At 70.9% G+C, this 21,883-nt stretch carries 20 protein-coding genes and 1 tRNA gene; 8 read left to right on the top strand and 13 right to left on the bottom strand.

Going from position 1 to position 21,883, the window contains the following annotated elements; translation table 11 throughout:
* Window positions 1–277: 277 nt before the first annotated feature.
* The 3 genes from CGL27_RS18990 to CGL27_RS18980 all read left to right on the top strand — a co-directional run bounded on the left by CGL27_RS18990 (window position 278) and on the right by CGL27_RS18980 (window position 2,910).
* Window positions 278–1,267 (top strand): XRE family transcriptional regulator, encoded by a 990-nt coding sequence (locus CGL27_RS18990; RefSeq protein WP_346345735.1) that lies wholly within the window; start codon window positions 278–280, stop codon window positions 1,265–1,267.
* Window positions 1,252–1,794: a GNAT family N-acetyltransferase gene (locus CGL27_RS18985; RefSeq protein WP_119988740.1), complete on the top strand. Its 543-nt coding sequence runs from the start codon at window positions 1,252–1,254 to the stop codon at window positions 1,792–1,794. Before CGL27_RS18990 ends, CGL27_RS18985 begins: the two co-directional genes overlap by 16 nt.
* 357 nt (window positions 1,795–2,151) lie before the next feature.
* Window positions 2,152–2,910 carry a PDZ domain-containing protein gene (locus CGL27_RS18980; protein ID WP_119988738.1) on the top strand — a complete coding sequence of 253 codons (759 nt, stop codon included), beginning with the start codon at window positions 2,152–2,154 and terminating at the stop codon, window positions 2,908–2,910.
* A 181-nt stretch (window positions 2,911–3,091) separates the two neighbouring features.
* On the opposite strand, the gene CGL27_RS18975 is transcribed toward CGL27_RS18980, so the two are convergent.
* Entirely contained in the window at window positions 3,092–3,340 is a 249-nt protein-coding gene (locus CGL27_RS18975; protein ID WP_119988735.1) for a hypothetical protein, read from the bottom strand.
* Between the two features lie 2 nt (window positions 3,341–3,342).
* Window positions 3,343–3,732 carry a DUF6415 family natural product biosynthesis protein gene (locus CGL27_RS18970; protein ID WP_119988732.1) on the bottom strand — a complete coding sequence of 130 codons (390 nt, stop codon included), beginning with the start codon at window positions 3,730–3,732 and terminating at the stop codon, window positions 3,343–3,345.
* A 229-nt stretch (window positions 3,733–3,961) separates the two neighbouring features.
* Between CGL27_RS18970 and CGL27_RS18965 the strand changes: the two genes are divergently transcribed.
* The 3 genes from CGL27_RS18965 to CGL27_RS18955 are packed head-to-tail and all read left to right on the top strand — an operon-like array spanning window position 3,962 to window position 5,597.
* Window positions 3,962–4,222 (top strand): hypothetical protein, encoded by a 261-nt coding sequence (locus CGL27_RS18965; RefSeq protein ID WP_119988729.1) that lies wholly within the window; start codon window positions 3,962–3,964, stop codon window positions 4,220–4,222.
* The gene (locus CGL27_RS18960; protein WP_119988727.1) at window positions 4,194–4,721 is read left to right on the top strand and encodes a DUF6879 family protein; all 528 of its coding nucleotides are present in this window, start codon (window positions 4,194–4,196) and stop codon (window positions 4,719–4,721) included. Before CGL27_RS18965 ends, CGL27_RS18960 begins: the two co-directional genes overlap by 29 nt.
* A 24-nt stretch (window positions 4,722–4,745) precedes the next feature.
* Window positions 4,746–5,597 carry a helix-turn-helix transcriptional regulator gene (locus CGL27_RS18955; RefSeq protein WP_119988725.1) on the top strand — a complete coding sequence of 284 codons (852 nt, stop codon included), beginning with the start codon at window positions 4,746–4,748 and terminating at the stop codon, window positions 5,595–5,597.
* A gap of 172 nt (window positions 5,598–5,769) precedes the next feature.
* On the opposite strand, the gene CGL27_RS18950 is transcribed toward CGL27_RS18955, so the two are convergent.
* From CGL27_RS18950 to CGL27_RS18935, 4 genes are all read right to left on the bottom strand, one after another.
* Window positions 5,770–5,842: transfer RNA gene (locus CGL27_RS18950), tRNA-His, on the bottom strand.
* Between the two features lie 111 nt (window positions 5,843–5,953).
* Window positions 5,954–6,562, bottom strand: coding sequence for an oligoribonuclease (gene orn, locus CGL27_RS18945; RefSeq protein WP_078641577.1), 609 nt, complete (start codon window positions 6,560–6,562; stop codon window positions 5,954–5,956).
* A 5-nt stretch (window positions 6,563–6,567) separates the two neighbouring features.
* Complete coding sequence (locus CGL27_RS18940; RefSeq protein ID WP_078641576.1) at window positions 6,568–7,890, bottom strand: helix-turn-helix domain-containing protein; 1,323 nt, start codon at window positions 7,888–7,890, stop codon at window positions 6,568–6,570.
* Window positions 7,891–8,387: 497 nt separating this feature from the next.
* Window positions 8,388–8,762, bottom strand: a complete 375-nt coding sequence (locus CGL27_RS18935) for a hypothetical protein (protein WP_308124784.1) — start codon at window positions 8,760–8,762, stop codon at window positions 8,388–8,390.
* 499 nt (window positions 8,763–9,261) lie between these two features.
* Here CGL27_RS18935 and CGL27_RS18930 point away from each other — a divergent pair, with 499 nt between their 5' ends.
* Window positions 9,262–9,783, top strand: coding sequence for a universal stress protein (locus CGL27_RS18930; protein WP_014060893.1), 522 nt, complete (start codon window positions 9,262–9,264; stop codon window positions 9,781–9,783).
* Window positions 9,784–10,427: 644 nt separating this feature from the next.
* Here the strand turns inward: CGL27_RS18930 and glmS are convergent.
* The 3 genes from glmS to CGL27_RS18915 form a co-directional block, all read right to left on the bottom strand.
* Window positions 10,428–12,260, bottom strand: coding sequence for a glutamine--fructose-6-phosphate transaminase (isomerizing) (gene glmS, locus CGL27_RS18925; RefSeq protein ID WP_078641574.1), 1,833 nt, complete (start codon window positions 12,258–12,260; stop codon window positions 10,428–10,430).
* Window positions 12,261–12,356: 96 nt separating this feature from the next.
* On the bottom strand, window positions 12,357–12,632 hold the full coding sequence (locus CGL27_RS18920) for a hypothetical protein (protein ID WP_078641573.1): 276 nt from the start codon (window positions 12,630–12,632) through the stop codon (window positions 12,357–12,359).
* 110 nt (window positions 12,633–12,742) lie between these two features.
* Complete coding sequence (locus CGL27_RS18915) at window positions 12,743–13,651, bottom strand: DUF4429 domain-containing protein (RefSeq protein WP_119988722.1); 909 nt, start codon at window positions 13,649–13,651, stop codon at window positions 12,743–12,745.
* 103 nt (window positions 13,652–13,754) lie between these two features.
* Here CGL27_RS18915 and CGL27_RS18910 point away from each other — a divergent pair, with 103 nt between their 5' ends.
* Entirely contained in the window at window positions 13,755–15,389 is a 1,635-nt protein-coding gene (locus CGL27_RS18910; protein WP_119988719.1) for a beta-N-acetylhexosaminidase, read from the top strand.
* 94 nt (window positions 15,390–15,483) lie between these two features.
* Here CGL27_RS18910 and CGL27_RS18905 read toward each other — a convergent pair whose 3' ends face one another.
* The 4 genes from CGL27_RS18905 to CGL27_RS18885 form a co-directional block, all read right to left on the bottom strand.
* Window positions 15,484–16,650: an acyl-CoA dehydrogenase family protein gene (locus CGL27_RS18905; protein ID WP_205587716.1), complete on the bottom strand. Its 1,167-nt coding sequence runs from the start codon at window positions 16,648–16,650 to the stop codon at window positions 15,484–15,486.
* 3 nt (window positions 16,651–16,653) lie between these two features.
* Complete coding sequence (locus tag CGL27_RS18900; RefSeq protein WP_119988716.1) at window positions 16,654–17,586, bottom strand: hydroxymethylglutaryl-CoA lyase; 933 nt, start codon at window positions 17,584–17,586, stop codon at window positions 16,654–16,656.
* Window positions 17,583–20,120 (bottom strand): biotin carboxylase N-terminal domain-containing protein, encoded by a 2,538-nt coding sequence (locus tag CGL27_RS52110; RefSeq protein ID WP_240450993.1) that lies wholly within the window; start codon window positions 20,118–20,120, stop codon window positions 17,583–17,585. The genes CGL27_RS18900 and CGL27_RS52110 overlap by 4 nt, the downstream gene beginning before the upstream one ends.
* 77 nt (window positions 20,121–20,197) lie before the next feature.
* Window positions 20,198–21,850, bottom strand: a complete 1,653-nt coding sequence (locus CGL27_RS18885; RefSeq protein WP_119988714.1) for a carboxyl transferase domain-containing protein — start codon at window positions 21,848–21,850, stop codon at window positions 20,198–20,200.
* Between the last annotated feature and the right edge of the window lie 33 nt (window positions 21,851–21,883).

The following is a 21,883-nucleotide window of genomic DNA, read 5'->3' as shown; positions in this document are numbered from 1 at the left end:
TGGGTACGTGGAGGGGAACGAAAGCCTCAATAACGCCATGCAAGAGATCGGCCTCACTCAGGCCGAGTTGGCCGACGCGGTGAACGTCCGCCTGATGTCCCAGGGGTATGAGGGCACGGTGAGCGACCGGACGGTTCGCAACTGGCTGACCGGAAAGACGGGTTGGCCGCACCCTCGGCAGCGGGCAGCCTTAGAGGCAGTATCCGGATGTACGGCCGAAGAACTGGGATTCGTCCCACCGGTCCGAAGATGTCCCACCACCGAACCGGAGGAGCCCGTGAGGCGCCGGAATTTCCTGACCGCCACCACCGGTACGACGGCCGCGGTCGCTGTGCCTCTCGTCGCACAGCACTCCGTAGGCACCTCCGACGTGATCCGGCTCCGTTCCGGCTTGGACGCCTTGGTGGCGCTGGACGCCAAACGGGGAGGTCACGATGAACTGGAGCGTATGGCCCTCGCCGGGGCGGCCGAGGCGCTGGAAAAGCAGAAGCTCGGTGCCTCCCAGCGCATCCGCCAGAGGCTGTTCAGCGTGGCCGCCGATTACACATGCCAGGCCGCTTGGTCAGCCATCGACGACAAGCGGACCGACCGGGCCAGGGGCTTGCTGGACCGGGCGCTTTATCTGGCTGGGATGGCCAAGGACCCCACTGCAGAGCTGGAAGCCTGGAACCTGTACTCCAGCCTCTCCCACCATCGCGGTGCGTACACCGAGGCCGTCCACTGCGGCTATGCGGCCCAGGCGACGGCCATCGCCCGGCGGGACCCGTTCTACGGCTCCCTGGCCCACGTCCGGACGGCGCTCGCCCACTCCACCCTGGGTGAACGGCAGGCCGCCTTACGCTCCCTCGGGTGCGCCCACGAGGCGTTGGGCAAGGCGTCCTTGAATGATCCCCGGCCGATCTGGACCGCCTTCTACGGACCTGGCGAGCTGCTCGCCCTCACGGCCATCGTCCGGGACAATATCGGCGAACCCGTGGAGGGCGAGGCCGCCTCTCACCAGGCCCTGGCGGGCATCCCGAAAGCGTTCCGCCGCAACCGTGCCCTGGCCACCGCACGGCTCGCCCTGACCCAGCTTCACCAGCGCGACATCGATCAGGCGTGCGCTACTGCCTCCACGGTCTTCGAGCTGATGGCGGGGCACCCGATCCCTGGCCGAATGCGCTCACTTCTCGGTGACTACTACCGTGACTTGATCACTGTCGCCCCGGACGCGGGCGTCGCCCGAGAGTGGGGAGACCGCTACCGATCCGAATGGAGCCGATCTTGAGTGCCGCTGGTCTGGACGTCCGCCACTTCACCCACGCGGACCTTCCGGAGATCCGCCAGACGCTGATCGATGTGCACGCCGACGCCCAAGGCGAGGCGATGGAGGATGAGTTCAACCAGCGCTTCCCCTGGTTCGTCGACCACTGGGGCGGCCTCCCCGGGTTCTCCTGCGTGATCGCGTTCGACGGCGACAAGGCAGTGGGCTTCGCGTACGGCGCCCCGGCCAGCCCCGGTCGTGAGTGGTGGCGCGACTACCTTGACCCGGCGCCGGAGAAGGACTTGACCTTCTCGTATTCCGAGCTGGCCGTGATCCCGGAGTGGCGCAAGCAGGGACTGGCCGAGCGGCTGACCCGGACGCTGATGGCAGGGCGGGACGAGGTCCTTGCGGTCCTGCTCGTGGACACCGAACATCCCCGGGTACAGGCCCTGTACGAGTCCTGGGGCTTCCGGAAGGTGGGGGAGCGCCAGCCCTTCCCGGACTCTCCGCTCTTCGCCGTGATGCTCGCTGAGCTTCCGCTGCCGAGCTGACTGCCGGGCCTCGGGTTGGGAGTCGAGGACCTTGGGCTGAGGGGCCCTCGCGGGAGCCGTCCTCACGTCATCGGGCCCGGCCCGCAGGTCAAACGAAGGGGCGCGCGGTGACCGGCCGATGATCCGCCCGTGGAGATCTCCGACAGACGCATCAACCTCAGAAAGCGGCCGACGCCGAGCACGCCAAGCTCCGTGGCCTCGACGGCGAAGAGCACACCGCCCAGTGGATTCGCTGGCGTGCCGCCGCCGAAGCGATCCAGGCCGGCCGCGGTGAAGCAGGCCGTACACCACCCAAATTCGAGCTGAGCTCTGGCCTCGACTGGGACATTTGGGGCTCTACGATCAGGAAGGGTCCCGATGATCGGTAAGTTTGGCCGGGCCTGGGGCGTTCTCGCCCTGGGCACCGCTCTGCTCGCAGCCGGAGCGGCTGTACCCGCCACTGCGTTTTCCGCGTCGGCAGCGGCGTCCGCCTCCTCTCAGGTGCGTTCCCTGCCCCCTCAGCAGAACGTCCCCAGCCTGGACGCGGGCGGGCCGGCGAAGACCGTCGACTATCCGCCGGACGGGCAGCGGTACCACCAGCCCAGCTCCATCAGCATCCAGGCACCGCCGCACACTCGCATTGTCGGACTGGATCTGCGATGCACAGGGATGTCGTGCCCGGTGCAGATCGCCGGGGACGGCAGGTCCGCCACCGCGCAGGGCTCGGCCAGCACGTGGGACTTCATCCGGCCCTTCACCGTCCACGTCGTCGCAGACAGCGATGCTCCTCTGGCCGGGGGGACGTTCACCGGGAGCTTCACCCTGAACGGGGCGACCCAGCCGCTCACCGTGTACATCGCCCCCGGCATCCAGGGCATCATCGCGGGCAACCTCAAGAACACCAGCCCTGCGGGCGGAGGCGTACGAGTGCTCGCCGTCGACCCGGGCAGCAGCACCGAAGCCGCAGGACTCCTGCCCGGTGATGTCATCACCGAAGTCGCGGGAATCCCCACCCCCACCGTCAACGACCTCGATGCGGTCCTCAGCGGTAAGAGGTCGGGCGCCACCTACCCGGTCGTCGTCAGGCGTGCAGGCGCACTCGTGACCCTTCAGATTCCGCTGGACCCGGAGCCGTAAGCGGCATCGAGTAGATGTGTGCCCCAGACCGGGGTCAGCAAGAGCACGAGGAGATGCCCCCTCCCGGCCGCGGCCGGGAGGGGGCATTGACGATCGCCGTGAAGAATTCACGCAGGCCCATCCGGGCGGCGCGGAAGACGAGCAGCCCGGCCCGTGCGGCCCGACGCCTGGCGGCGGTGTCTCATTCGGCGTCGCCTCCTGACCGGTCCTGCCGCGCAGCCGCCTCGTAGACGCTGAGCAGCCGCTCGCCCTCCGAACACGCGGCGCCAGGCGTCCGGCAGGCCAGGCACCCTGTGGCGTGCTCCAGGACTGCGCGCCATTCGGTCTCGGCGGCCGGGCCTCGCAAACTCGGGGCTGTGACGACGACCTTCTGGGAGTGGCCGTAGCTGCTGCCCTCATCGCGCCACCGCCACTCGACGCGGGATGACACGGTCAGCTCCCGCCGAGGTTCTCGTAGTGGTCGCACAGGGCGTTGACGGAGCGGGCGAGCCGCTGGGCGTGCGCCACTTTGGCGGGCAGCGTAGCGCCGGGTTCCAGGCGCATCCGCATGCGGGCCTCGCCGATGCAGGCGCGTGCGCAGGCACGTGCGCAGGCGCGTCGCGTGTCGTCCTCGGGGAGACTGCCGGCCAGCTGCTCGACTTCGGGGACGGCGACCATGATGTGCCCGCGCAGCCGGAGGGTGAGCGTCTCCAGTTCCTCGGCCGTGGGGAGTTCGGTGTCCTCGGCGAGCAGACGGCGCGTACTGGTACGCATCGTCTGGATGTCGATGGGGCGTTGGTCCCGTTCTTCGCTGGCCGGTGGACGGGTGGCAGAAGTGGCCATGCTGGCGCTCCTTGTGGCGTTGCCGTGCCCCGGGAGGCGCCGCCGCCTCGCCGGGTTTCGTCGTATCCGTCGACGCTAGGAGTGAGGTGTGCAGCACAGCCAGCTATGTGCAGTTCTTTGCAGAGTGAGCCTATGAGCCCGTGAGTTGCCAGGTTCGCACCCTTGACGCGGGTCTCTGACTGCCTGATTGTGGCGCAAAGAACTGCACATCACATGGATGGAGACAGGCGTGCCGTTACGGTTCATCGGGATCGATCCCGACACCAAGACAGGAGACTCCCCGACCGTGTGGGTCGACCAGGAGGAGCATGAGCTCGTCTTCCAGGGCTGGAAACCGGGCCCTGAACTCGAAGCCGAGTGTGCGAGGTTCGAGGTGCCGGGGCATGCCGTCGGCATCCCGGACGATGAGGCTGTGATTCGTATCCCCGCCAGGATGGTGCACATGATCAGGGAGGCGTGCGATGCCCTCGAGCATCCCGACCATCACTGACCTGTTGGCTGACTGCGCGCGCTTTGCCGTGCACCTCGAGATGCGGGACCACTACGGAGTAACCGCGGAAGCGGACGAGTTCAGGGAGTGGCAGCAGACCGGCAGTGTGGACACCGACCCCCGCTCGCCGGGTTGGGCACCCTGGGTCGATGCCGTCTCCAGCACGGTGGCACGCGGTGTCGTCGTGCGCCGGGCCCGGATCGTGTCCGAGCCGGTTACCGACTACATCCGATACGAGCACGCATCCACAGTCGTCAACGTGCACGCAGGCGAGCAAGTGAGCTGGCTGCCTCGTCGGCGCGCCTCGGACATCGCGCTGCCCGGCAACGACTTCTGGCTGTTCGACGATCACCTGATCCGCTGGGGCTTCTTCTCCGGGAACGGCGCCCTCATCGGCCACGAGATTTCCACGGACCCGGCGGCCGTCAAGCTGTGCGCGGAGGCATTCGACGCCGTCTGGGCACGCGCCATGCCCCACGACCAGTACCAGATCCACTGACCAGGAAGCACTGGCTGCCAGCTCATGCCCCTCTCGCCGTCCTCATCTGCCCAGGCCGCACGTGAAGCCGTTGCCCAGCGGCTGCGCGACCTCCGCAAGGAAGCCGGCCTGACGGTCGTACAGCTGGCAGCCGCGTGCGGCTGGCACTACTCCAAGACCAGCCGCATTGAGAACGCCCTCACCGGGCCGTCCGCCACGGACATTCGCCGCTGGTGCGCCGCCACCCACGCCGACGAGCAGGCGCAGGAACTCGTCGTCCAGTCCATCAGTGCTGAGACGATGTACCGGCAGTGGCGCGACCAGGTTCGGGCTGGACTCCGTCACATTCAGGAGAGTCGCGTCCAGGCGTTCCAGGCAACCGAGGTGTTCCGCATCTACTCCTCCAGCCTCGTGCCCGGCCTGCTACAGACAGAGGGCTACGCGCGAGCCGTCCTCGGGATCGCCGCGAGCGTCCACGACCTGCCTACAGACGACAGTGCGGCCGCGGCCCGGGCGCGGATCGAGCGGTCCCGGATCATCCACGAGCAGGGACACCGCTTTGTCGTGGTCATCGAGGAGTCGGTGTTGTACTGCCGGATCGCGGACACGGACGCCATGGCCGCCCAGTTGGGTTACCTGCTGACCGCTGGTGCGCTGCCCGCGGTGTCGCTCGGGATCATCCCGATGGCGGCCCGGCGGACGCACTGGACCGAGGAGACCTTCCACATCTACGACGACCGGACGGTGTCCGTAGAGCTGGTGACCGCCGAGGTGAACGTGACCCAGCCCGGCGAACTCGCCCAGTATCTGAAGACCTTCGAGCGGCTGCGCAGCATGGCCGTGTACGGGGCCGAGGCGCGGGCGTTGATCCTGAAGGCCATCGAGGCCCTGCGCTGACTCCGGGCGCGGCAAAAGCCCCCCGCCCGGTCCGGCGGCCGGACGGGGGCAGAGGGCGTGGAGGGAAGGGAGAGCCTTCTCAAGATCCCGGGTGGCCACCGGTGTGGCTGCGGGGAGATACGAGAAAGAGGCCGCTGTCCCACTTACACAGGTCAGCGGCCTCTTCGCAGAGGGTGAGTAACGGGACTCGAACCCGCGACATCCTGGACCACAACCAGGTGCTCTACCAGCTGAGCTATACCCACCATGACCGGCGCTTTCCGCACCGGCCGAGAAAAAGTGTACAGGGTCCGAAGGGGTGCTCGCTCCCGGCTTTCGGGGTGTCGGGAGCGAGCACCGGGTCGGGCCGGCCCGGGTCAGGTCTGCCGGGCGGGCAGGACGTGCTTGGCCGCGATGGTCTTCGCCGTGTCCGAGTCCGGTCCGGGCGCGGGGACGAAGATCGCTTCACGGTAGTAGCGCAGCTCGGCGATGGACTCGTGGATGTCCGCGAGCGCGCGGTGGTTGCCGTTCTTCTTGGGGCTGTTGAAGTAGGCCCGCGGATACCAGCGGCGGGCCAGCTCCTTGATCGAGGAGACGTCGACGATCCGGTAGTGGAGGTAGCTCTCGAGCGTCGGCATGTCCCGGAGGAGGAAGCCCCGGTCGGTGCCGACCGAGTTTCCGCACAGCGGGGCCTTGCCGGCCTCGGGGACGTGCTCGCGGATGTAGGCCAGGACCTGGTCCTGGGCGTCCTCGAGCGTGGTCCCGCCCTCGAGCTCGGCGAGCAGTCCGGAGGTGGTGTGCATGTCGCGCACCACCTCGGGCATGGTGACCAGCGCTTCCGCGGGGGGCCGGACAACGATGTCCACTCCCTCGCCCTGGATGTTGAGCTCGGAGTCCGTGACCAGTGCGGCCACCTCGATAAGCGCGTCGTTCGCCAGCGAGAGCCCGGTCATCTCGCAGTCGATCCACACCATGCGATCGTTCATACGTCTCACCCTACGGGGCGTTCCCGCTGGCCGGGCAGGGACGGACGGCCCGGAGCGCGGCCCGTCGCCTGTTCGGGCAGCCGTGGGGCGTAGGCGTCCGACTCCGGTTTGCCAGGGTCCGGATGCGGAGCGTGATGGTGGTGCGGAGGATGCCCCGAGTGACCGGTGGGACCGCCGGGCGCGCCCTGCCGCCGCAGCGGCAGGGAGTGGTCGCCCGAGCGGGGTTCGATCACCTCGGCGCGGTCGGGCCGGTCGGCCCGCTCCAGCCGCTCCAGGCGGTCGGGGCGGTCCGTACGCTCGACCGGCCCGCCCTGGGGCCTGCGGGCGCGGTACGCGGCCCGGTAGGCGGCCGGGGAGGACCCGAGCTGCCGCCGGAAGTGCCCGCGCAGCGCGACCGGCGAACGGAAGCCGCAGCGGCCCGCGACCTCGTCGACCGAGTAGTCGGAGGTCTCCAGGAGCCGCTGCGCCTGCAGCACCCGCTGGGTGATCAGCCACTGCAGTGGAGCGCTCCCAGTGAGCGAGCGGAACCTGCGGTCGAAGGTTCTGCGGCTCATATAGGCGCGGGCCGCCAGGGCCTCGACGTCGAACTGCTCATGCAGATGCTCGAGCGCCCACGCCACCACCTCGGCGAGCGGATCCGCCCCGATCTCCTCTGGTAACGACCTGTCCAGATAGCGCTCCTGCCCTCCGCTGCGGCGTGGCGGGACGACCAGGCGCCGGGCGAGGGCGCCGGCGGCGTCCGCGCCGTGGTCGGTGCGCACGATGTGCAGGCACAGATCGATCCCGGCGGCGGTGCCCGCCGAGGTCAGTACGTCGCCGTCGTCGACGAAGAGCTCGCGGGGGTCCACATGGACCGACGGATAGCGCTTGGCGAGCGTCGGCGCGTACATCCAGTGGGTGGTCGCCGGGCGGCCGTCCAGCAGCCCGGCGGCGGCCAGTACGAAGGCCCCGGTGCACAGGCCCACGATCCGCGCGCCCTCCTCGTGCGCGCGGCGCAGCGCGTCGAGCGCGGCGGCCGGTGGCGGCTGGGTTATCGACCGCCAGGCCGGTACGACGACGGTGCCGGCCCGGGAGAGTGCCTCCAGGCCGTATGGTGCGGTCAGTTCCAGTCCGCCAGTCGTTCGCAGTGGCACATCTTCGCCCGCGCACACCAGCAATCGGTACCGAGGGACTCCGGCGTCCTGCCGGTCGATACCGAAGACGGAGAGCGGGATGGAGCTTTCGAAGATGGGGCCGCCGCTGAACAGCAGCACCGCGACGATTTCTCGTCGCCGGCGTCCGGAGAGCTTGCGCGAGGTCTCCGGTACGGTCGTGGAGTCCTGGCTCATGGCACTAAGCCCCCCTCGGTGGTCGCGTCCTCTCGGTCCTGCACGTTTCCCCTCGGTCCTGAACGGTTCCCCCGCCGGTCATGGCCAAGATCGAATCTACTGTGTCGCGTGTGGTCGCCGTGACCAGTTCACCACCCGCCACTATGTCGACATGGGAACTTGGCGCGAAGCATTCGATCACGAAGCGTTGCACTCGTAGCCCTCGCTGTGAAGTACGCCTTGTGCGGACACCCACTTCCCGTAGGGGGTACGTGTGCCGCTGACCCCTTTCCACGCTGGCCGGACGGGTGTTGAGCACGGCGTTTGCCAAGGGAAGAAGTGTGGCCCGAAGTTGGCTTAAAACAAGCGGGCGCACGCGTACGGATGCGTCATGCGACCGGCGTACGGCCGGCTCGTACATCCTTCGGGCTCGAGCGACGCTCCAGCGGCGCTCCATCAGCGCTGAGTGTACGGAGCGCTACGGACCGCGTCCCCGGCCCCGGTCCCTTCGCGCGTCCTCAGACGCGGCGGCCGCCCCGGTGCGCGCCGATCCCCGTACGGCCGTGGCGGCCCCGGTGCGGGCTGACGCCGTCCGCGTCCAGCCGGGCCGCGGTGCGCTCGGAATGGCGGAGCAGGGCGCGGCTGGCGGCCGTCACTGCGGCCAGACCCGCACCGGCACCCAGGGCGCCGCCGACGGGTAATCCGCACATGAGCAGGACGACGGGGACCACGGCGCAGCCGAAGGCCGCCCAGCGGATCACCTCGCTCACCGCGTCGCTAGCGGTGGGCTGGACCGGGGCTCGAGCGGGGCTTGGAATATGGGGCCGTCCGGGTGTCCCGGCCGTGTCGCCGGGGATGCCGCCGGGGGCGTCGTACTCGCGGGCGACGGACACGGGCAAGGCTCCTCTCGAGCGGCCGGCGAGATGTCGGCAGGGCGCTCCGCGCGGGGGTGGGGAGGGGCGGCGGGCCGGGGATCCGGGCAGGTGAGCGGGTCGGGCCGGGGCCGCCGCAGCGGCTGCCGCTACTACAACGCCCGGCCCGCCCCCAGGTCACTGCCGGGCGGCGGCGCGGCGTACCGCGGCGGTCCGGCCGGGCCGGGCACCGGGCCGGTGCCCGGGCGTGGCGGGGACCACTTGGGGCATTGCGTTACGGGCCGCCCTCCGGCATGCTCCGGGGAACGCTTCGGGCGGCTCCGCTCCCGTGGCTACCTCTGGGCAGGTGGTGGAATGCCGCCGTACCCTTGGGGGTAAGGGCTTGGAAAGATGAATCCCGGACGGATTTCGACCCCTCGAGATCGTCCCCGAGCTCCAGCGGAGCTCAAGTCCCCCGACAACCCCCAACCTGAGCCCCCGCCGATCCCTCCGCACGAGGACATCCTTCGCCGAGACACCGATGGCCGGTCACGAAATCCCCGAACCCGCGGACCGCAAGCGGGTCGCCGATCACATGGCGACCCCCGAAGCGGCGGAAGAAACACGTCATTCCTGCGATCCAGCGTTCCAGCACGGTGTTGTGGTGGGATTCGACGGCTCCATGTCGAGCGAACGCGCCCTCGCCTACGCCATCGGCATGGCCCGGCGCTCAGGCTCAGGTCTGATCATCGTCCACGTGGCCAACCGGCTGCCGACGACGGTGTGGGCGGGCTGTGAGCCGCCGGTCTTCGTCGACGTCCCCGATCACCGCACCGAGGTGCTGGGGCTTGAGCTGGCCTGTGCCGATCATCTCTCCGAGGTGCCCTGGATCCTCGTCGAGCGAGGCGGGGACATCTGCCATGAGCTGGAGGAGGTCGGCCGGGAGTACGCGGCCGACGCCATTGTGGTGGGCTCCACTCATGGGCTGGTGGGGCGGATCTTCGGCTCGGTCGCGGGGCGGCTCGCCCGGCGGGCGCAGCGGCCCGTCATCGTCATCCCCTGAGCGTCGGCTGAGCGTCCCTTGACGTCGGCTGGGCACCCCTGAGCGTCCGCTGGGCCCCCGAGCGTGCGCTGGGCACTCCCCGAGCGTCCGCTGGGCATTCCCTGGACGTCCCCTGGGCGCCCGCTGAGCATCTCCCGAGTGTCACCGGGTGCTCCGTGCCTCCTGGTGCCTCGGAGTGCTCCAGGCGCTCCATAGTCCCCGAGCGGCCCCCGAGCGCCCCTGAGCGGCTTCTCCGGGGCTTTCCGGCCCCTCCAAGTCCCCGTGCCCTGGCACGCCGTGCCCCGGCACCTGTTCGTCAAGCGCGGTTGTTCAGCACAAAACCTCTTCCGTCGGCACGACTTGGCGCGGACGCCTGGAACCGGACACCCCCAACTCCCCTTGACCGCAGGTGAGATGGCGTCAAGTTCATCTTGACAACGGACAAACCTACCCGCGCGTAGAGGTGGATTGTGCGTTTGTGAGGGGTACAAAACGTTCGATCGTGCCGACGCGCGGGAAGTGACGGTTCCCGCGCGTCGGCCAGCCGCCGGCGTATAGGGCGACGCCGGCGCAGGGGAGGCGGCCCCCGCGTGCGTGGTGGCACACGCGGGGGACCGCCGAGGGGCTCGCGGAGGGATTCGCCGAGGTCGCGCGGGTGCGCGGGGCTATTCGACCGTCACCGACTTGGCGAGGTTGCGGGGCTTGTCGATGTCCCGGCCGAGCGCCAGCGCCGTGTGATAGGCGAGCAGTTGGAGCGGGATGCCCATGAGGATCGGGTCGAGTTCCACCTCGTTGCGGGGTACCACGATCGTGTGGTCCGCCTTCTCCTGCTCCCGATGGGCGACGGCCAGGATCCGGCCGCTGCGGGCCTTGATCTCCTCCAGCGTCGCGCGGTTCTTCTCCAGCAGGTCGTCGTCCGGCAGGACGGCCACGGTCGGCACCTCGGGCTCGATCAGCGCGAGCGGCCCGTGCTTGAGCTCGGAGGCCGGGTACGCCTCGGCGTGGACGTAGGAGACCTCCTTCAGCTTCAGGGACGCCTCGCGCGCCACCGGGTAGCCGCGGACCCGCCCGACGAACATCATGCTCTTTGCGTTCGCATATTCCGCGGCGAGCTTTTTGATCTCTTCCTCGCCGCTCAGCACCTCGGCGATCTGCTCGGGCAGCTTGCGCAGCCCGGCGATGATCCGCTTGCCGTCGGCGACCGAGAGATCGCGGATCCGGCCCAGGTGGAGGGCGAGCAGCGCGAAGGCGACGGCGGTGTTGGTGAAGCACTTGGTGGAGACGACGCACACCTCCGGGCCCGCGTGGACGTAGACCCCGCCGTCCGTCTCCCGGGCGATGGCGCTGCCCACGACGTTGACGACGCCGAGCACCCGCGCGCCCTTGCGCTTGAGCTCCTGGACGGCCGCCAGGGTGTCGTAGGTCTCGCCGGACTGGCTGACCGCGATGTAGAGGGTGTCCGGGTCCACGACCGGGTTGCGGTAGCGGAACTCGCTCGCGGGCTCCGCGTCCGCCGGGATCCGAGCCAGCTCCTCGATCAACTGGGCACCGATCAGGCCAGTGTGGTACGCCGAACCACAGCCGAGGATCTTGACCCGGCGGACCCCGCGCGCCTCGCGGGCGTCCAGGTTGAGCCCGCCCAGCCGGACGGTGGAGAACCGGTCGTCGATCCGGCCGCGCAGCACTCGGTCCACGGCGTCGACCTGCTCGTGGATCTCCTTGTGCATATAGGTGTCGTGGCCGCCCATGTCGTACGACTCGGCCTCCCACTCCACGGTGGTGGGGGAGGTGGAGGTGCGGCTGCCCTCGGTGGTGTAGGTGCGGTAGTCGTCGGCCTTGAGGGTGGCCATCTCGCCGTCGTCCAGGGTGACCACCTGGCGGGTGTGGCTGACCAGCGCGGCGACGTCGGAGGCGACGAACATCTCCTTCTCGCCGATGCCCAGCACCACGGGCGAGCCGTTGCGGGCGACGACGATGCGGTCCGGGAAGTCGGCGTGCAGTACGGCGATGCCGTAGGTGCCCTCGACCATCGAGAGCGCGTGGCGGACCTTCTCCTCCAGGGTGGGCGCCTGGGAGCGGCCGATGAGGTGGGCGAGCGCCTCGGAGTCGGTGTCGGAGGCCAGCTCGACGCCGTCGGCGGCCAGCTTGGCGCGCAGATCGTCGGCGTTGTCGATGATGCCGTTGTGGACGACGGCGACCTTGCCGTCCGCGTCCAGATGCGGATGCGCGTTGGTGTCATTGGGCGCGCCATGGGTGGCCCAGCGGGTGTGGGCGATTCCGGTGGTGCCCGCGAACCGCTTGGGAAGCCTGGCCTCCAGCTCGCGGACCCGGCCCTTGGCCTTGGCGGTCTTCAGTCCGGCGCTCTGGGCGCCCTTGGCGGGCTTGCCCTGGATCGCGATACCCGCGGAGTCATAGCCGCGGTACTCCAGGCGCTGCAGCCCCTCCAGCAGCAGTGGTGCCACATCGCGCTTGCCGATGTATCCGACGATTCCGCACATGGTGTTCAGGCCCTCCCATTGATCGCTTGTGCATGCTCGTGCTCGAGTCCGGCGGTGGCGGCCGCCATCGTGGACCGGTGCCGTGGACCGGTGTCGTCAGCCGTAGACGATGCGGCGCAGCTGGCGCAGCGAGAGTTCGGGCGGGGCCACCGCGCGGTACGGCAGCTCGGCCGTGATCCGCTCGAAGATGTCCGCGTTGCTCAGCCCGCCGGACTGCAGCTCGCGGTGGCGGCGCCGGACGAACTCCTCTGTCGTCTCGTCGAAGTACGCCAGTACGTCCAGCACCACCCGACTCGCCTCGCCGCGGCTGAGCGGCGTACTGCGGACCAGGTGGTCGATCAGGTCATCGTGGGACATTCGGCGGTCGAGCATCCGTAGATACTGCGATGCGGCGAAGTGTTTCGCAACATTCCTGCCCGATATCGGGCAGGACTGGGCCTCAATGGCGTGAAAACCGCTCCTCGGCGGCGCGAGCCCGCGACTCAGGCGCCGGAAAAGCGGCGGAGTACGGCCTGTTTGGCGGTGGTGAACTCCGCCTCGGTGAGGATCCCGCTCTGGTGAAGATCGCCGAGTTCGCGCAGCCGTCGCAGCAGGACGTCGTGATCCACCTCACTCTCGTCGCCCCCGGTGGGCGGGGTGTCCACGGGCGGCTCGGGGGCGGGCTGCTGGGCGGGGAGTGCCTTCGCAGGGGCGCCCGGATGCGGCATCCGCGCGATGACGGCCGCCGCGACCAGCGCCATCAGCGGATCCTTCTTGAACCCGTAGAGCACCACGGCATGCGGGTCGTACTTGGGCGCGGCCGTCGCCGTGGCCTTCGCCACGACGAAGCGGAGGTAGCCGTTCTCCAGCCCGGCGGCCGGGACCCACTCCACCAGCTCCAGGTCCGGCAGGAGGATCGTGCGGGGGCCGCCGGACTTCTTCGACTCCTCGGTCTTCCAGTTCCAGTCCAGCCGGATCCGCTCACCGTCGAACGAGGCCGTGGCGTCGCCCGCCGAGGCCGAGACCGGCACCGAGGGGCCGGGCAGCACATAGTGGTCGCAGGGGCCGGACGGCACCTGATCCAGGGCCAGGCCCTGGCGGACCTCGTCGACCAGATACTCGGCGAGATCCCTGCGCTCCGGTTCCACCGAGAGCTGATACGGATCGGCGGCGTCCGGCAGCTTGCCGCCGGTGGTCTGCAGCAGCGGGTCCGCCCCCTCGCGCAGCCGCAGCCGAAGCCGGCCCGACTTGCGCCCCGGCTCATAGGCGACACCGGCCAAGGCCACCAGGGGTACCGTCAGTTCGCCGAGCGCCTGCCGTACGGCGTGCACGCTGCGGTCCCGCCCCGGGACGATCCGGATCGCTTCCCCGTCAAAGCTCCAGGCGCCATCGCGCTGGGTTATTTCCGCCATGCGGTGAATTCTGACAGGCCCACAGCGACACATTGGTCTACACCTTGACCGCAACTGAGCCTCGCGGTACCCAAGATGCCACGTGCCGTTGAAGGGACCCCCTGTGAGACGACGTCGTGCCCGACTTCTGTGTTCCCTGCTGCTGACCGTGGTGGCCGGGGCGGGGACCGCAGCCTCCTCCGCCTCCGCCGCTCCGGCTGCTCCCTCCTCCTCCGCGCCGGACGCCGCGGCCGCCCCGACCCCCCTGGACCGGGTCGTGCCCGCGCCCGCGTCCGTACGGCCCGCGGCGGGCTCGTACGCGATCCACCCCGACACTCCCATCCGGGTGTCCGGCTCCGACGGCTCAGCGCGCTCGGCACGCCGGGTGGCCGACTACCTCGCGACGGTGCTGCGGCCCGCCACCGGCTATCGGCTGCCCGTCACCGCGCGGGCGGGCGGCGACGGCATCCGGCTGCGGCTGACGCCCAAGGCCGCCGCGGTGTCGAAGCTGGGCGCGGAGGGATACCGGCTGGCGGTGACCGGCCGCGCGATCACCGTCACCGCGCGCAGCTCCGCGGGGCTGTTCCACGGCGTCCAGACGCTGCGGCAGCTCCTGCCCGCGTCCATCGAGCGCACCACCCGGCAGGCGGGCCCCTGGCGGGTCTCCGCCGGCACCATCACCGACGAGCCGCGCTATGCCTGGCGGGGCGCGATGCTCGATGTCTCCCGGCACTTCTTCGGCGTGGACCAGGTCAAGCGCTATATCGACCAGCTCGCCCTCTACAAGATCAACAGGCTGCATCTGCACCTCTCGGACGACCAGGGGTGGCGGATCGCCATCGACTCCTGGCCGCGGCTGGCCACGCACGGCGGCTCCACCCAGGTCGGCGGCGGCCCCGGCGGCTACTACACCAAGGACGACTACCGCGAGATCGTGAGCTACGCGGCCAGCCGTGAGCTGACCGTCGTCCCCGAGATCGACATGCCGGGCCACACCAACGCGGCGCTCGCCTCCTACGCGGAGCTCAACTGCGACGGCGTCGCCCCGCCGCTCTACACCGGCACCGAGGTCGGTTTCAGCTCGCTGTGCGTGCCGAAGGACGTGACGTACGACTTCGTGGACGACGTCATCCGCGAGCTCGCCGCGCTCACCCCCGGCCCCTACCTCCACATCGGCGGGGACGAGGCCCACTCCACCAGCCATGAGGACTATGTGGCCTTCATGGACCGGGTGCAGCCGGTGGTCGCCAAGTACGGCAAGACGGCGGTCGGCTGGCATCAGCTGACCGGTGCGCATCCCGCGAAGGGCGCGATCGCCCAGTACTGGGGGACGGACGGGAGCGAGAAGGAGGTCGCGGAGGCGGCCAAGGCGGGCACCAAGCTGATCCTCTCACCGGCCAACCGGGCCTATCTGGACATGAAGTACGACGCCAACACGCCGCTGGGGCAGAACTGGGCCGGGTACGTCGAGGCGAAGCAGTCCTACGACTGGGACCCGGGCACGTACATCAAGGACGCTCCGGCGTCCTCGGTGCTCGGTGTCGAGGCGCCGCTGTGGTCGGAGACCCTCGAGACCAGCGCGAACATCGAGTACATGGCCTTCCCCCGTCTCCCCGGCATCGCCGAACTCGGCTGGTCCCCCGCGAGCGCACATGACTGGGACAGCTACCGGGTCCGGGTGGCGGCGCAGGGCCCCCGCTGGGACGCCATGGGCATCACGTACTACCACTCCCCGCAGATCCCCTGGCCCACGAGCTGAGCCTCTCCCGGCACGGTGCTGGTGCTGGTGCTGGTGCCGGTGCCGGGGATGGGTCCCGGGGGCGCGCTGCCCCCGGGACCCACTCCGTGGTGGCTCAGCTCGCGAAGCCCAGCTCCCGCGCGATCAGCATCCGCTGGACCTCACTGGTGCCCTCGCCGATCTCCAGGATCTTGGAGTCGCGCCACATCCGGGCCACCGGGTACTCGTTCATGAAGCCGTAGCCACCGTGGATCTGGGTGGCCTCGCGGGCGTTGTCCACCGCGATCTCGGAGGAGTAGAGCTTCGCGATGGACGCCTCCTTCTTGAACGGCTCGCCGAGGACGAGGCGGGAGGCCGCGTCCCGCCAGGCGACCCGGGCCATATGGGCGCGCATTTCCATATCGGCCAGCTTGAACTGGATGGCCTGGTTGGCGCCGATGGGGCGGCCGAACGCCTCGCGGGTCCTGGCATACGCCACCGACTCGTCCACACAGCCCTGGGCGAGCCCGGTGGCCAGGGCGGAGATCGCGATCCGGCCCTCGTCCAGTATCCGCAGGAACTGGGCGTAGCCCCGGGCCTCCGCGCCCAGCAGATTCGCGGCCGGGACCCGGCAGTCGGCGAAGGACAGCTCGCGGGTGTCCGAGGCGTTCCACCCCACCTTGGAGTAGGGGGCGGCCACGGTGAAGCCGGGGGTGCCGGACGGCACGATGATCGAGGAGATCTCGGGGCGGCCGTCCTCCTTGCGGCCGGTGACGGCGGTGACGGTGACCAGCGTGGTGATGTCCGTACCGGAGTTGGTGATGAAGCACTTGGTGCCGTTGATCACCCACTCGCCGGTGGCCTCGTCCAGCCGGGCCGTGGTGCGGGTGGCGCCCGCGTCCGAGCCGCCGCCGGGCTCGGTCAGGCCGAACGCGCCCAGCGTCTCCCCGGAGCAGAGCCCCGGCAGCCAGGTGCGCTTCTGCTCCTCGGTGCCGTAGAGGAAGATCGGCATCGCGCCGAGCGAGACCCCCGCCTCCAGGGTGATCGCCACCGAGGAGTCCACCCGGGCCAGCTCCTCCAGGGCGAGGCAGAGCGCGAAGTAGTCCCCGCCCATGCCGCCGTACTCCTCCGGGAAGGGCAGGCCGAACAGGCCCATCCGGCCCATCTCGCGGATGATCTCGTACGGGAACTCATGGTGCTCCCAGTACTCCCCGATCTTGGGGGCGATCACATCATGCGCGAACGCCTCGACGGTGCGGCGCAGTTCCTCGTGTTCGGGGGAGAGTCGGTGGTCGATCGACATGGCTCAGGTCTCCTTCTGGGAGAGGGCGCGGACGGTGCGGGACGGGCTGGGCCGGCCCAGATGCCGGGCCATCCACACGCTGGTGGCGGTGAGACGGCCGATGTCGACCCCGGTCTCGATGCCGAGGCCGTCGAGCATCCACACGAGGTCTTCGGTGGCGAGATTGCCGGTGGCGCTCTTGGCGTACGGGCAGCCGCCGAGGCCACCGGCGGAGGCGTCGACGGTGGTCACGCCGTGCTGGAGCGCGGCGAGGGTGTTGGCGAGTGCCTGGCCGTAGGTGTCGTGGAAGTGCACGGCCAGCCGGTCGTTCGTGACGCCCGCCTCGTCGAGCGTGGCCAGCAGTTCCCGCACATGGCCGGGGGTGGCCACGCCGATGGTGTCGCCGAGGCTGATCTCGTCGCATCCCATGTCCAGCAGGCGGCGGCTGACCGAGACGGTCTGGGAGATCGGGACCTGCCCCTCCCACGGGTCGCCGAAGCACATCGACAGATAGCCGCGCACGGCCACGCCCGCGTCCTTGGCCTTGGCGACGACCGGCTCGAACATCTCCAGCGCGCCGTCCACCGTACGGTTGAGATTGGCCTTGGCGAAGGACTCCGTGGCGCTGGCGAAGACGGCGATCTCGCGCGCGCCCAGCGTGAGGGCGCGGTCGAGACCGCGCTCATTGGGCACGAGCACGGGGAGCCGGGCGGCCACGTCGTCGATCAGCGGCATCAGCTCCTCGGCGTCGGCCAGTTGGGGCACCCACTTCGGATGGACGAAGCTGGTGGCCTCGACGGTGGTGAGACCGGCCTCGGCGAGCCGCCGGATGAACTCGGCCTTGACGGCCACCGGGACCAGCGCCTGCTCGTTCTGCAGCCCGTCCCGCGGGCCCACCTCATGGATCCGGACCCGGGTGGGCAGCCCGGGGGCGGGGACGGTCATAGGGAGGGTCATCGCTCACGCTCCTCGCTCTCGTGCGGGGTGACGACCGCCAGGAGCTGGTCCATGGCGACCGTGCTGCCGGGGGTCACATCGAGCTCGGTGACGGTGCCGTCGTGCGGGGCGGAGATGAGGTGCTCCATCTTCATCGCCTCGACCACCAGCAGGCCCTGACCCGCGGTGACCTCGTCACCGACGGCCGCCTTCACGACGGTGACGGTGCCGGGCATGGGCGCGGTCAGCTCCCCGGCGTGGGCGGCGGAGGCGCCTCCGCGCAGCGCCTCCTCCACGGGGTCGTGCCCGACCACGCGCCAGGTGTCCCCGTCCCGCCCCAGCCAGTGGCTCGCGCCGTGCGCGGCATGCCGGAAGCGGTGGGTGACCCCGCCGAGGTCCAGCAGCACGGTGCCCTCGTCGAGGGCGATGAGCCGCGCCCGCGTGCCCGCGCCCGCGTCGACGGCCGGGCGCGGGTCCGCCGTGGCGGTCATGTCCGCCGCGCCCGCCGCGCCCGCCGCGCGCGGGGCCGTGTCCGCTGCCGCGTGCGCCCCGCCGGGGCGGCGGTCCGCTGCCGCGTGCGCCCCGCCGGGGCGGCGGTCCGCTGCCGCGTGGTGGGCGGCGGCAGCCTGCTCGTCCGCTTCCGCTTTCGGGGTGCGCACACTGGCGCCGGTGACGGTGCCGTCGTGGCTGGTCCGGGTGGCGGGGACATCCGCGCCGCCTTCGCCCGCGGCGCCCATGGGCCGGGCGGCCTCGGCGGCCGCCCCCTGCGGCCCGCCGGTCCGGCCGGTGGCGGGGGCCCCCGCGCCGCCTTGGCCCGTGCCCTGGGGCCCGCCGGGCTGGTCCTTCGCCCCGGCTGCCGCCGAGGTGCCGTCGGGGTGCTCGATGAGGAGCTCCGCGTCCTGGGCGCGGCCGCGCACACGGACCGTCACCGGGGGGTGGCCCGCTACACGGAGGCGGTGGACCGTCCAGGCGGGATCGCCGCCGAGGCGCCAGCCGGTCGGCACCGAGAACGGATCGACCCAGACGTCCGCGGCCGGGGCGCCGAGGCCGGAGCTGCCGGGCTCCGGGCGCCCACCGGATCCGCCGCCACGCGAAGTGGCGGGCTCCAGGGCCGCCTGGCGCAGCAAGGCCGCCGCCGCGTAGATCTCCTCCGGTATGGCCGGTGGGATCAGCGAGGCCGCCGCGCGGTCGACCAGGCCCGTGTCGAGCTCGCCCGTGGCGACCGAGGGGTGGGCGGCCAGCCGGCGCAGAAAGCCGGTGTTGGTGTCCACGCCGAGGACGGTCAGGGAGCCGAGGGCGGCGCGCAGCCGGCGCAGGGCGGTGGGGCGGTCGGGGCCGTGGGCGATGACCTTGGCGAGCATCGGGTCGTAGACCGTGCCGACCTCGGTGCCCGCGCTCAGCCCGGAGTCGACCCGCACCCCCTCGCCCCCCGGCTCGTCCAGCGCCAGCACGGTGCCGGCCGAGGGCAGGAAGTCCACCCGGCCGTCGGCCGCCGCGCGGGCGGTCTCGGCGCAGATACGGGCCTCCACCGCATGGCCGCTGAAGCCGATCTCGTCCTGCCCGAACGGCAGCGGCTCGCCCGCGGCGACGCGCAACTGCCACTCCACCAGGTCCAGACCGGCCTGCCCGCCGACCGACACTGTCAGCTCGGTGACCGGATGCTCCACCTGGAGCCGGGTGTTCATCTCCATGAAGCAGTACGCGGACGGATCGGCGCCCGGCACGATGAACTCGACCGTGCCCGCGCCCACATAGCCGCACGACCGCGCCGCCGCCACCGCGGCCTCGCCCATCCGCGCCCGGGTGGCCTCGTCCAGCAGCGGGCTGGGCGCCTCCTCGATGATCTTCTGATGGCGGCGCTGCAGCGAGCACTCGCGCTCCCCGAGGTGCACGGCATGCCCCTGGCCGTCCGCCAGCACCTGGATCTCGATATGCCGGGGCCGGTCGATCCAGCGCTCCACCAGCAGCGTGTCATCGCCGAACGCCCCGCGCGCCTCGCGCCGGGCGGCCGCGATCTCGTCGGTAAGCAGCGCCTCGTCGCGGACCAGCCGCATGCCCTTGCCGCCGCCGCCCGCCGAGGGCTTCAGCAGCACGGGCATGCCGATCTCCCGGGCGGCGGCGGTGAGCTGGTCGTCCGTCAGTCCGCTGCCCGAGGAGCCCGGCACCACCGGCACCCCGGCCACGTGCACGGTCTCCTTGGCGCGGATCTTGTCGCCCATCAGCTCGATGGCTTCGGCGGGGGGCCCGATGAAGGCGAGGCCCGCGTCGGCGCAGGCGCGGGCGAACGCCCCGTTCTCCGCGAGGAAGCCGTAGCCGGGGTGGACGGCCTGGGCGCCGGTGCGCGCCGCGGCGTCCAGCAGCCGCTCGATGGACAGATAGCTCTCCGCGGCGGGGGCGGGGCCGATCCGCACCGCCGTGTCCGCCTCGCGCACATGGCGGGCGTCCGCGTCCGCGTCGCTGTAGACGGCGACCGAGCGCACGCCCAGCCGCCGCAGGGTGCGGATGACGCGCACGGCGATCTCGCCGCGGTTGGCCACCAGCACGGTGTCGAACATCGCGGGCGACGGGCTCGCCGCACGCTGACCACTCGTCGAGCTCACTGGGCTCATCGGGCTCATCTGGTGCATCCCCCTCACATCCGGAAGACGCCGTAGCCGGGCGCCGCGGGCTCGGTGGCCGTACGGCCGGGCAGCGGTGCGTTGGCGCAGGCCGTAAGGGCGAGGCCGAGCACCGTGCGGGTCTCCAGGGGGTCGATCACACCGTCGTCCCAGAGCCGGGCGGTGGCGTAATACGCGTTTCCCTGCGCCTCGTACTGCTCGCGGACCGGAGCCCGGAACGTCTCCTCCTCCTCGGCGCTCCACTCCTGCCCGCGCGCCTCCATCTGGTCGCGCTTGACGGTGGCGAGCACGGAGGCGGCCTGCTCACCGCCCATCACCGAGATCTTGGCGTTGGGCCACATCCACAGGAAGCGCGGCGAATAGGCGCGCCCGCACATCGAGTAGTTGCCCGCGCCGTAGGAACCGCCGATCACGACCGTCAGCTTGGGGACGCGGGTGCAGGCCACGGCGGTGACCATCTTGGCGCCGTGCTTGGCGATACCGCCCGCCTCATAGCTGCGGCCCACCATGAATCCCGAGATGTTCTGCAGGAAGACCAGGGGGATGCCGCGCTGGTCGCACAGCTCGATGAAATGGGCGCCCTTCTGGGCCGATTCGGAGAACAGGATGCCGTTGTTGGCGACGATGCCCACCGGGTGGCCCATGATCCGCGCGAAGCCCGTGACCAGCGTGGTGCCGAACTCGGCCTTGAACTCGGCGAACCGCGAGCCGTCCACCAGCCGCGCGATGACCTCCCGCACGTCGTACGGCGTGCGCGAGTCGACCGGAACCGCCCCGTAGAGCCCCGCCGGGTCGACCGCGGGCTCCTGGGAGGGCTCCAGCGCCCACGGCGGCGACCCCTGCCGCATCGCGGACGGCGGCAGGGTGGCGACGATGGAGCGGACGATCCGCAGCGCGTGGGCGTCGTCCTCCGCCAGATGGTCGGTCACGCCCGAGACCCGGGAGTGGACCTCGCCGCCGCCCAGCTCCTCCGCCGAGACGACCTCCCCGGTGGCCGCCTTCACCAGCGGCGGCCCGCCCAGGAAGATCGTGCCCTGCCCGCGCACGATCACGGCCTCGTCGCTCATCGCCGGGACATACGCCCCGCCCGCCGTGCAGGACCCCATCACCGCCGCGACCTGCGGAATCCCGGAGCCGGACAGCCGCGCCTGGTTGTAGAAGATCCGCCCGAAGTGGTCGCGGTCCGGGAAGACCTCGTCCTGCATGGGGAGGAAGGCGCCGCCGGAGTCGACCAGATAGACGCACGGCAGGTGGTTCTCCAGCGCGACCTCCTGGGCGCGCAGATGCTTCTTCACCGTCATCGGGTAGTACGTGCCGCCCTTGACGGTGGCGTCATTGGCGACCACGACCACCTCACGGCCGGCCACCCGCCCGATCCCGGCGATCACCCCCGCCGCCGGGGCCTGGCCCTCGTACATCCCCTCGGCGGCGAGCGGGGCCAGCTCCAGGAACGGGGAGCCCGGATCCAGCAGTGTGTCCACCCGGTCGCGCGGCAGCAGCTTGCCGCGCGAGGTGTGCCGCGCCCGCGCCCTCTCCCCGCCGCCCAGCCGCGCCACGGCCAGCTTCTCGCGCAGCCGCGCGGCCAGCTCGCGGTGCGCTGCCTCATTGGCCTTCCAGGCGTCGGACGCCGGGTCGGCGCCGCTGTGCAGCGCCGGTGCCTGCTCCATGGCTGCGAGCCCCCTCGCTCGGTACTGTTAGTG

Source organism: Streptomyces sp. 11-1-2 (genome assembly GCF_003595545.1).
Lineage (GTDB): Bacteria > Actinomycetota > Actinomycetes > Streptomycetales > Streptomycetaceae > Streptomyces > Streptomyces hygroscopicus_B.
The sequence above is the reverse complement of the archived record's forward strand: the minus strand, read 5'-3'. Positions and strand labels throughout refer to the sequence as shown.

Coding starts and splice junctions, on each gene's coding strand:
- CGL27_RS18985 (WP_119988740.1), top strand. CDS start 1,252: ATGGAGCCGATCTTGAGTGCCGCTGGTCTGGACGTCCGCCACTTCACC.
- CGL27_RS18980 (WP_119988738.1), top strand. CDS start 2,152: ATGATCGGTAAGTTTGGCCGGGCCTGGGGCGTTCTCGCCCTGGGCACC.
- CGL27_RS18970 (WP_119988732.1), bottom strand. CDS start 3,732: ATGGCCACTTCTGCCACCCGTCCACCGGCCAGCGAAGAACGGGACCAA.
- CGL27_RS18960 (WP_119988727.1), top strand. CDS start 4,194: ATGCCCTCGAGCATCCCGACCATCACTGACCTGTTGGCTGACTGCGCG.
- CGL27_RS18955 (WP_119988725.1), top strand. CDS start 4,746: ATGCCCCTCTCGCCGTCCTCATCTGCCCAGGCCGCACGTGAAGCCGTT.
- orn (WP_078641577.1), bottom strand. CDS start 6,562: ATGAACGATCGCATGGTGTGGATCGACTGCGAGATGACCGGGCTCTCG.
- CGL27_RS18940 (WP_078641576.1), bottom strand. CDS start 7,890: ATGAGCCAGGACTCCACGACCGTACCGGAGACCTCGCGCAAGCTCTCC.
- CGL27_RS18930 (WP_014060893.1), top strand. CDS start 9,262: ATGGCCGGTCACGAAATCCCCGAACCCGCGGACCGCAAGCGGGTCGCC.
- glmS (WP_078641574.1), bottom strand. CDS start 12,260: ATGTGCGGAATCGTCGGATACATCGGCAAGCGCGATGTGGCACCACTG.
- CGL27_RS18920 (WP_078641573.1), bottom strand. CDS start 12,632: ATGCTCGACCGCCGAATGTCCCACGATGACCTGATCGACCACCTGGTC.
- CGL27_RS18915 (WP_119988722.1), bottom strand. CDS start 13,651: ATGGCGGAAATAACCCAGCGCGATGGCGCCTGGAGCTTTGACGGGGAA.
- CGL27_RS18905 (WP_205587716.1), bottom strand. CDS start 16,650: ATGTCGATCGACCACCGACTCTCCCCCGAACACGAGGAACTGCGCCGC.
- CGL27_RS18900 (WP_119988716.1), bottom strand. CDS start 17,586: ATGACCCTCCCTATGACCGTCCCCGCCCCCGGGCTGCCCACCCGGGTC.
- CGL27_RS52110 (WP_240450993.1), bottom strand. CDS start 20,120: ATGTTCGACACCGTGCTGGTGGCCAACCGCGGCGAGATCGCCGTGCGC.
- CGL27_RS18885 (WP_119988714.1), bottom strand. CDS start 21,850: ATGGAGCAGGCACCGGCGCTGCACAGCGGCGCCGACCCGGCGTCCGAC.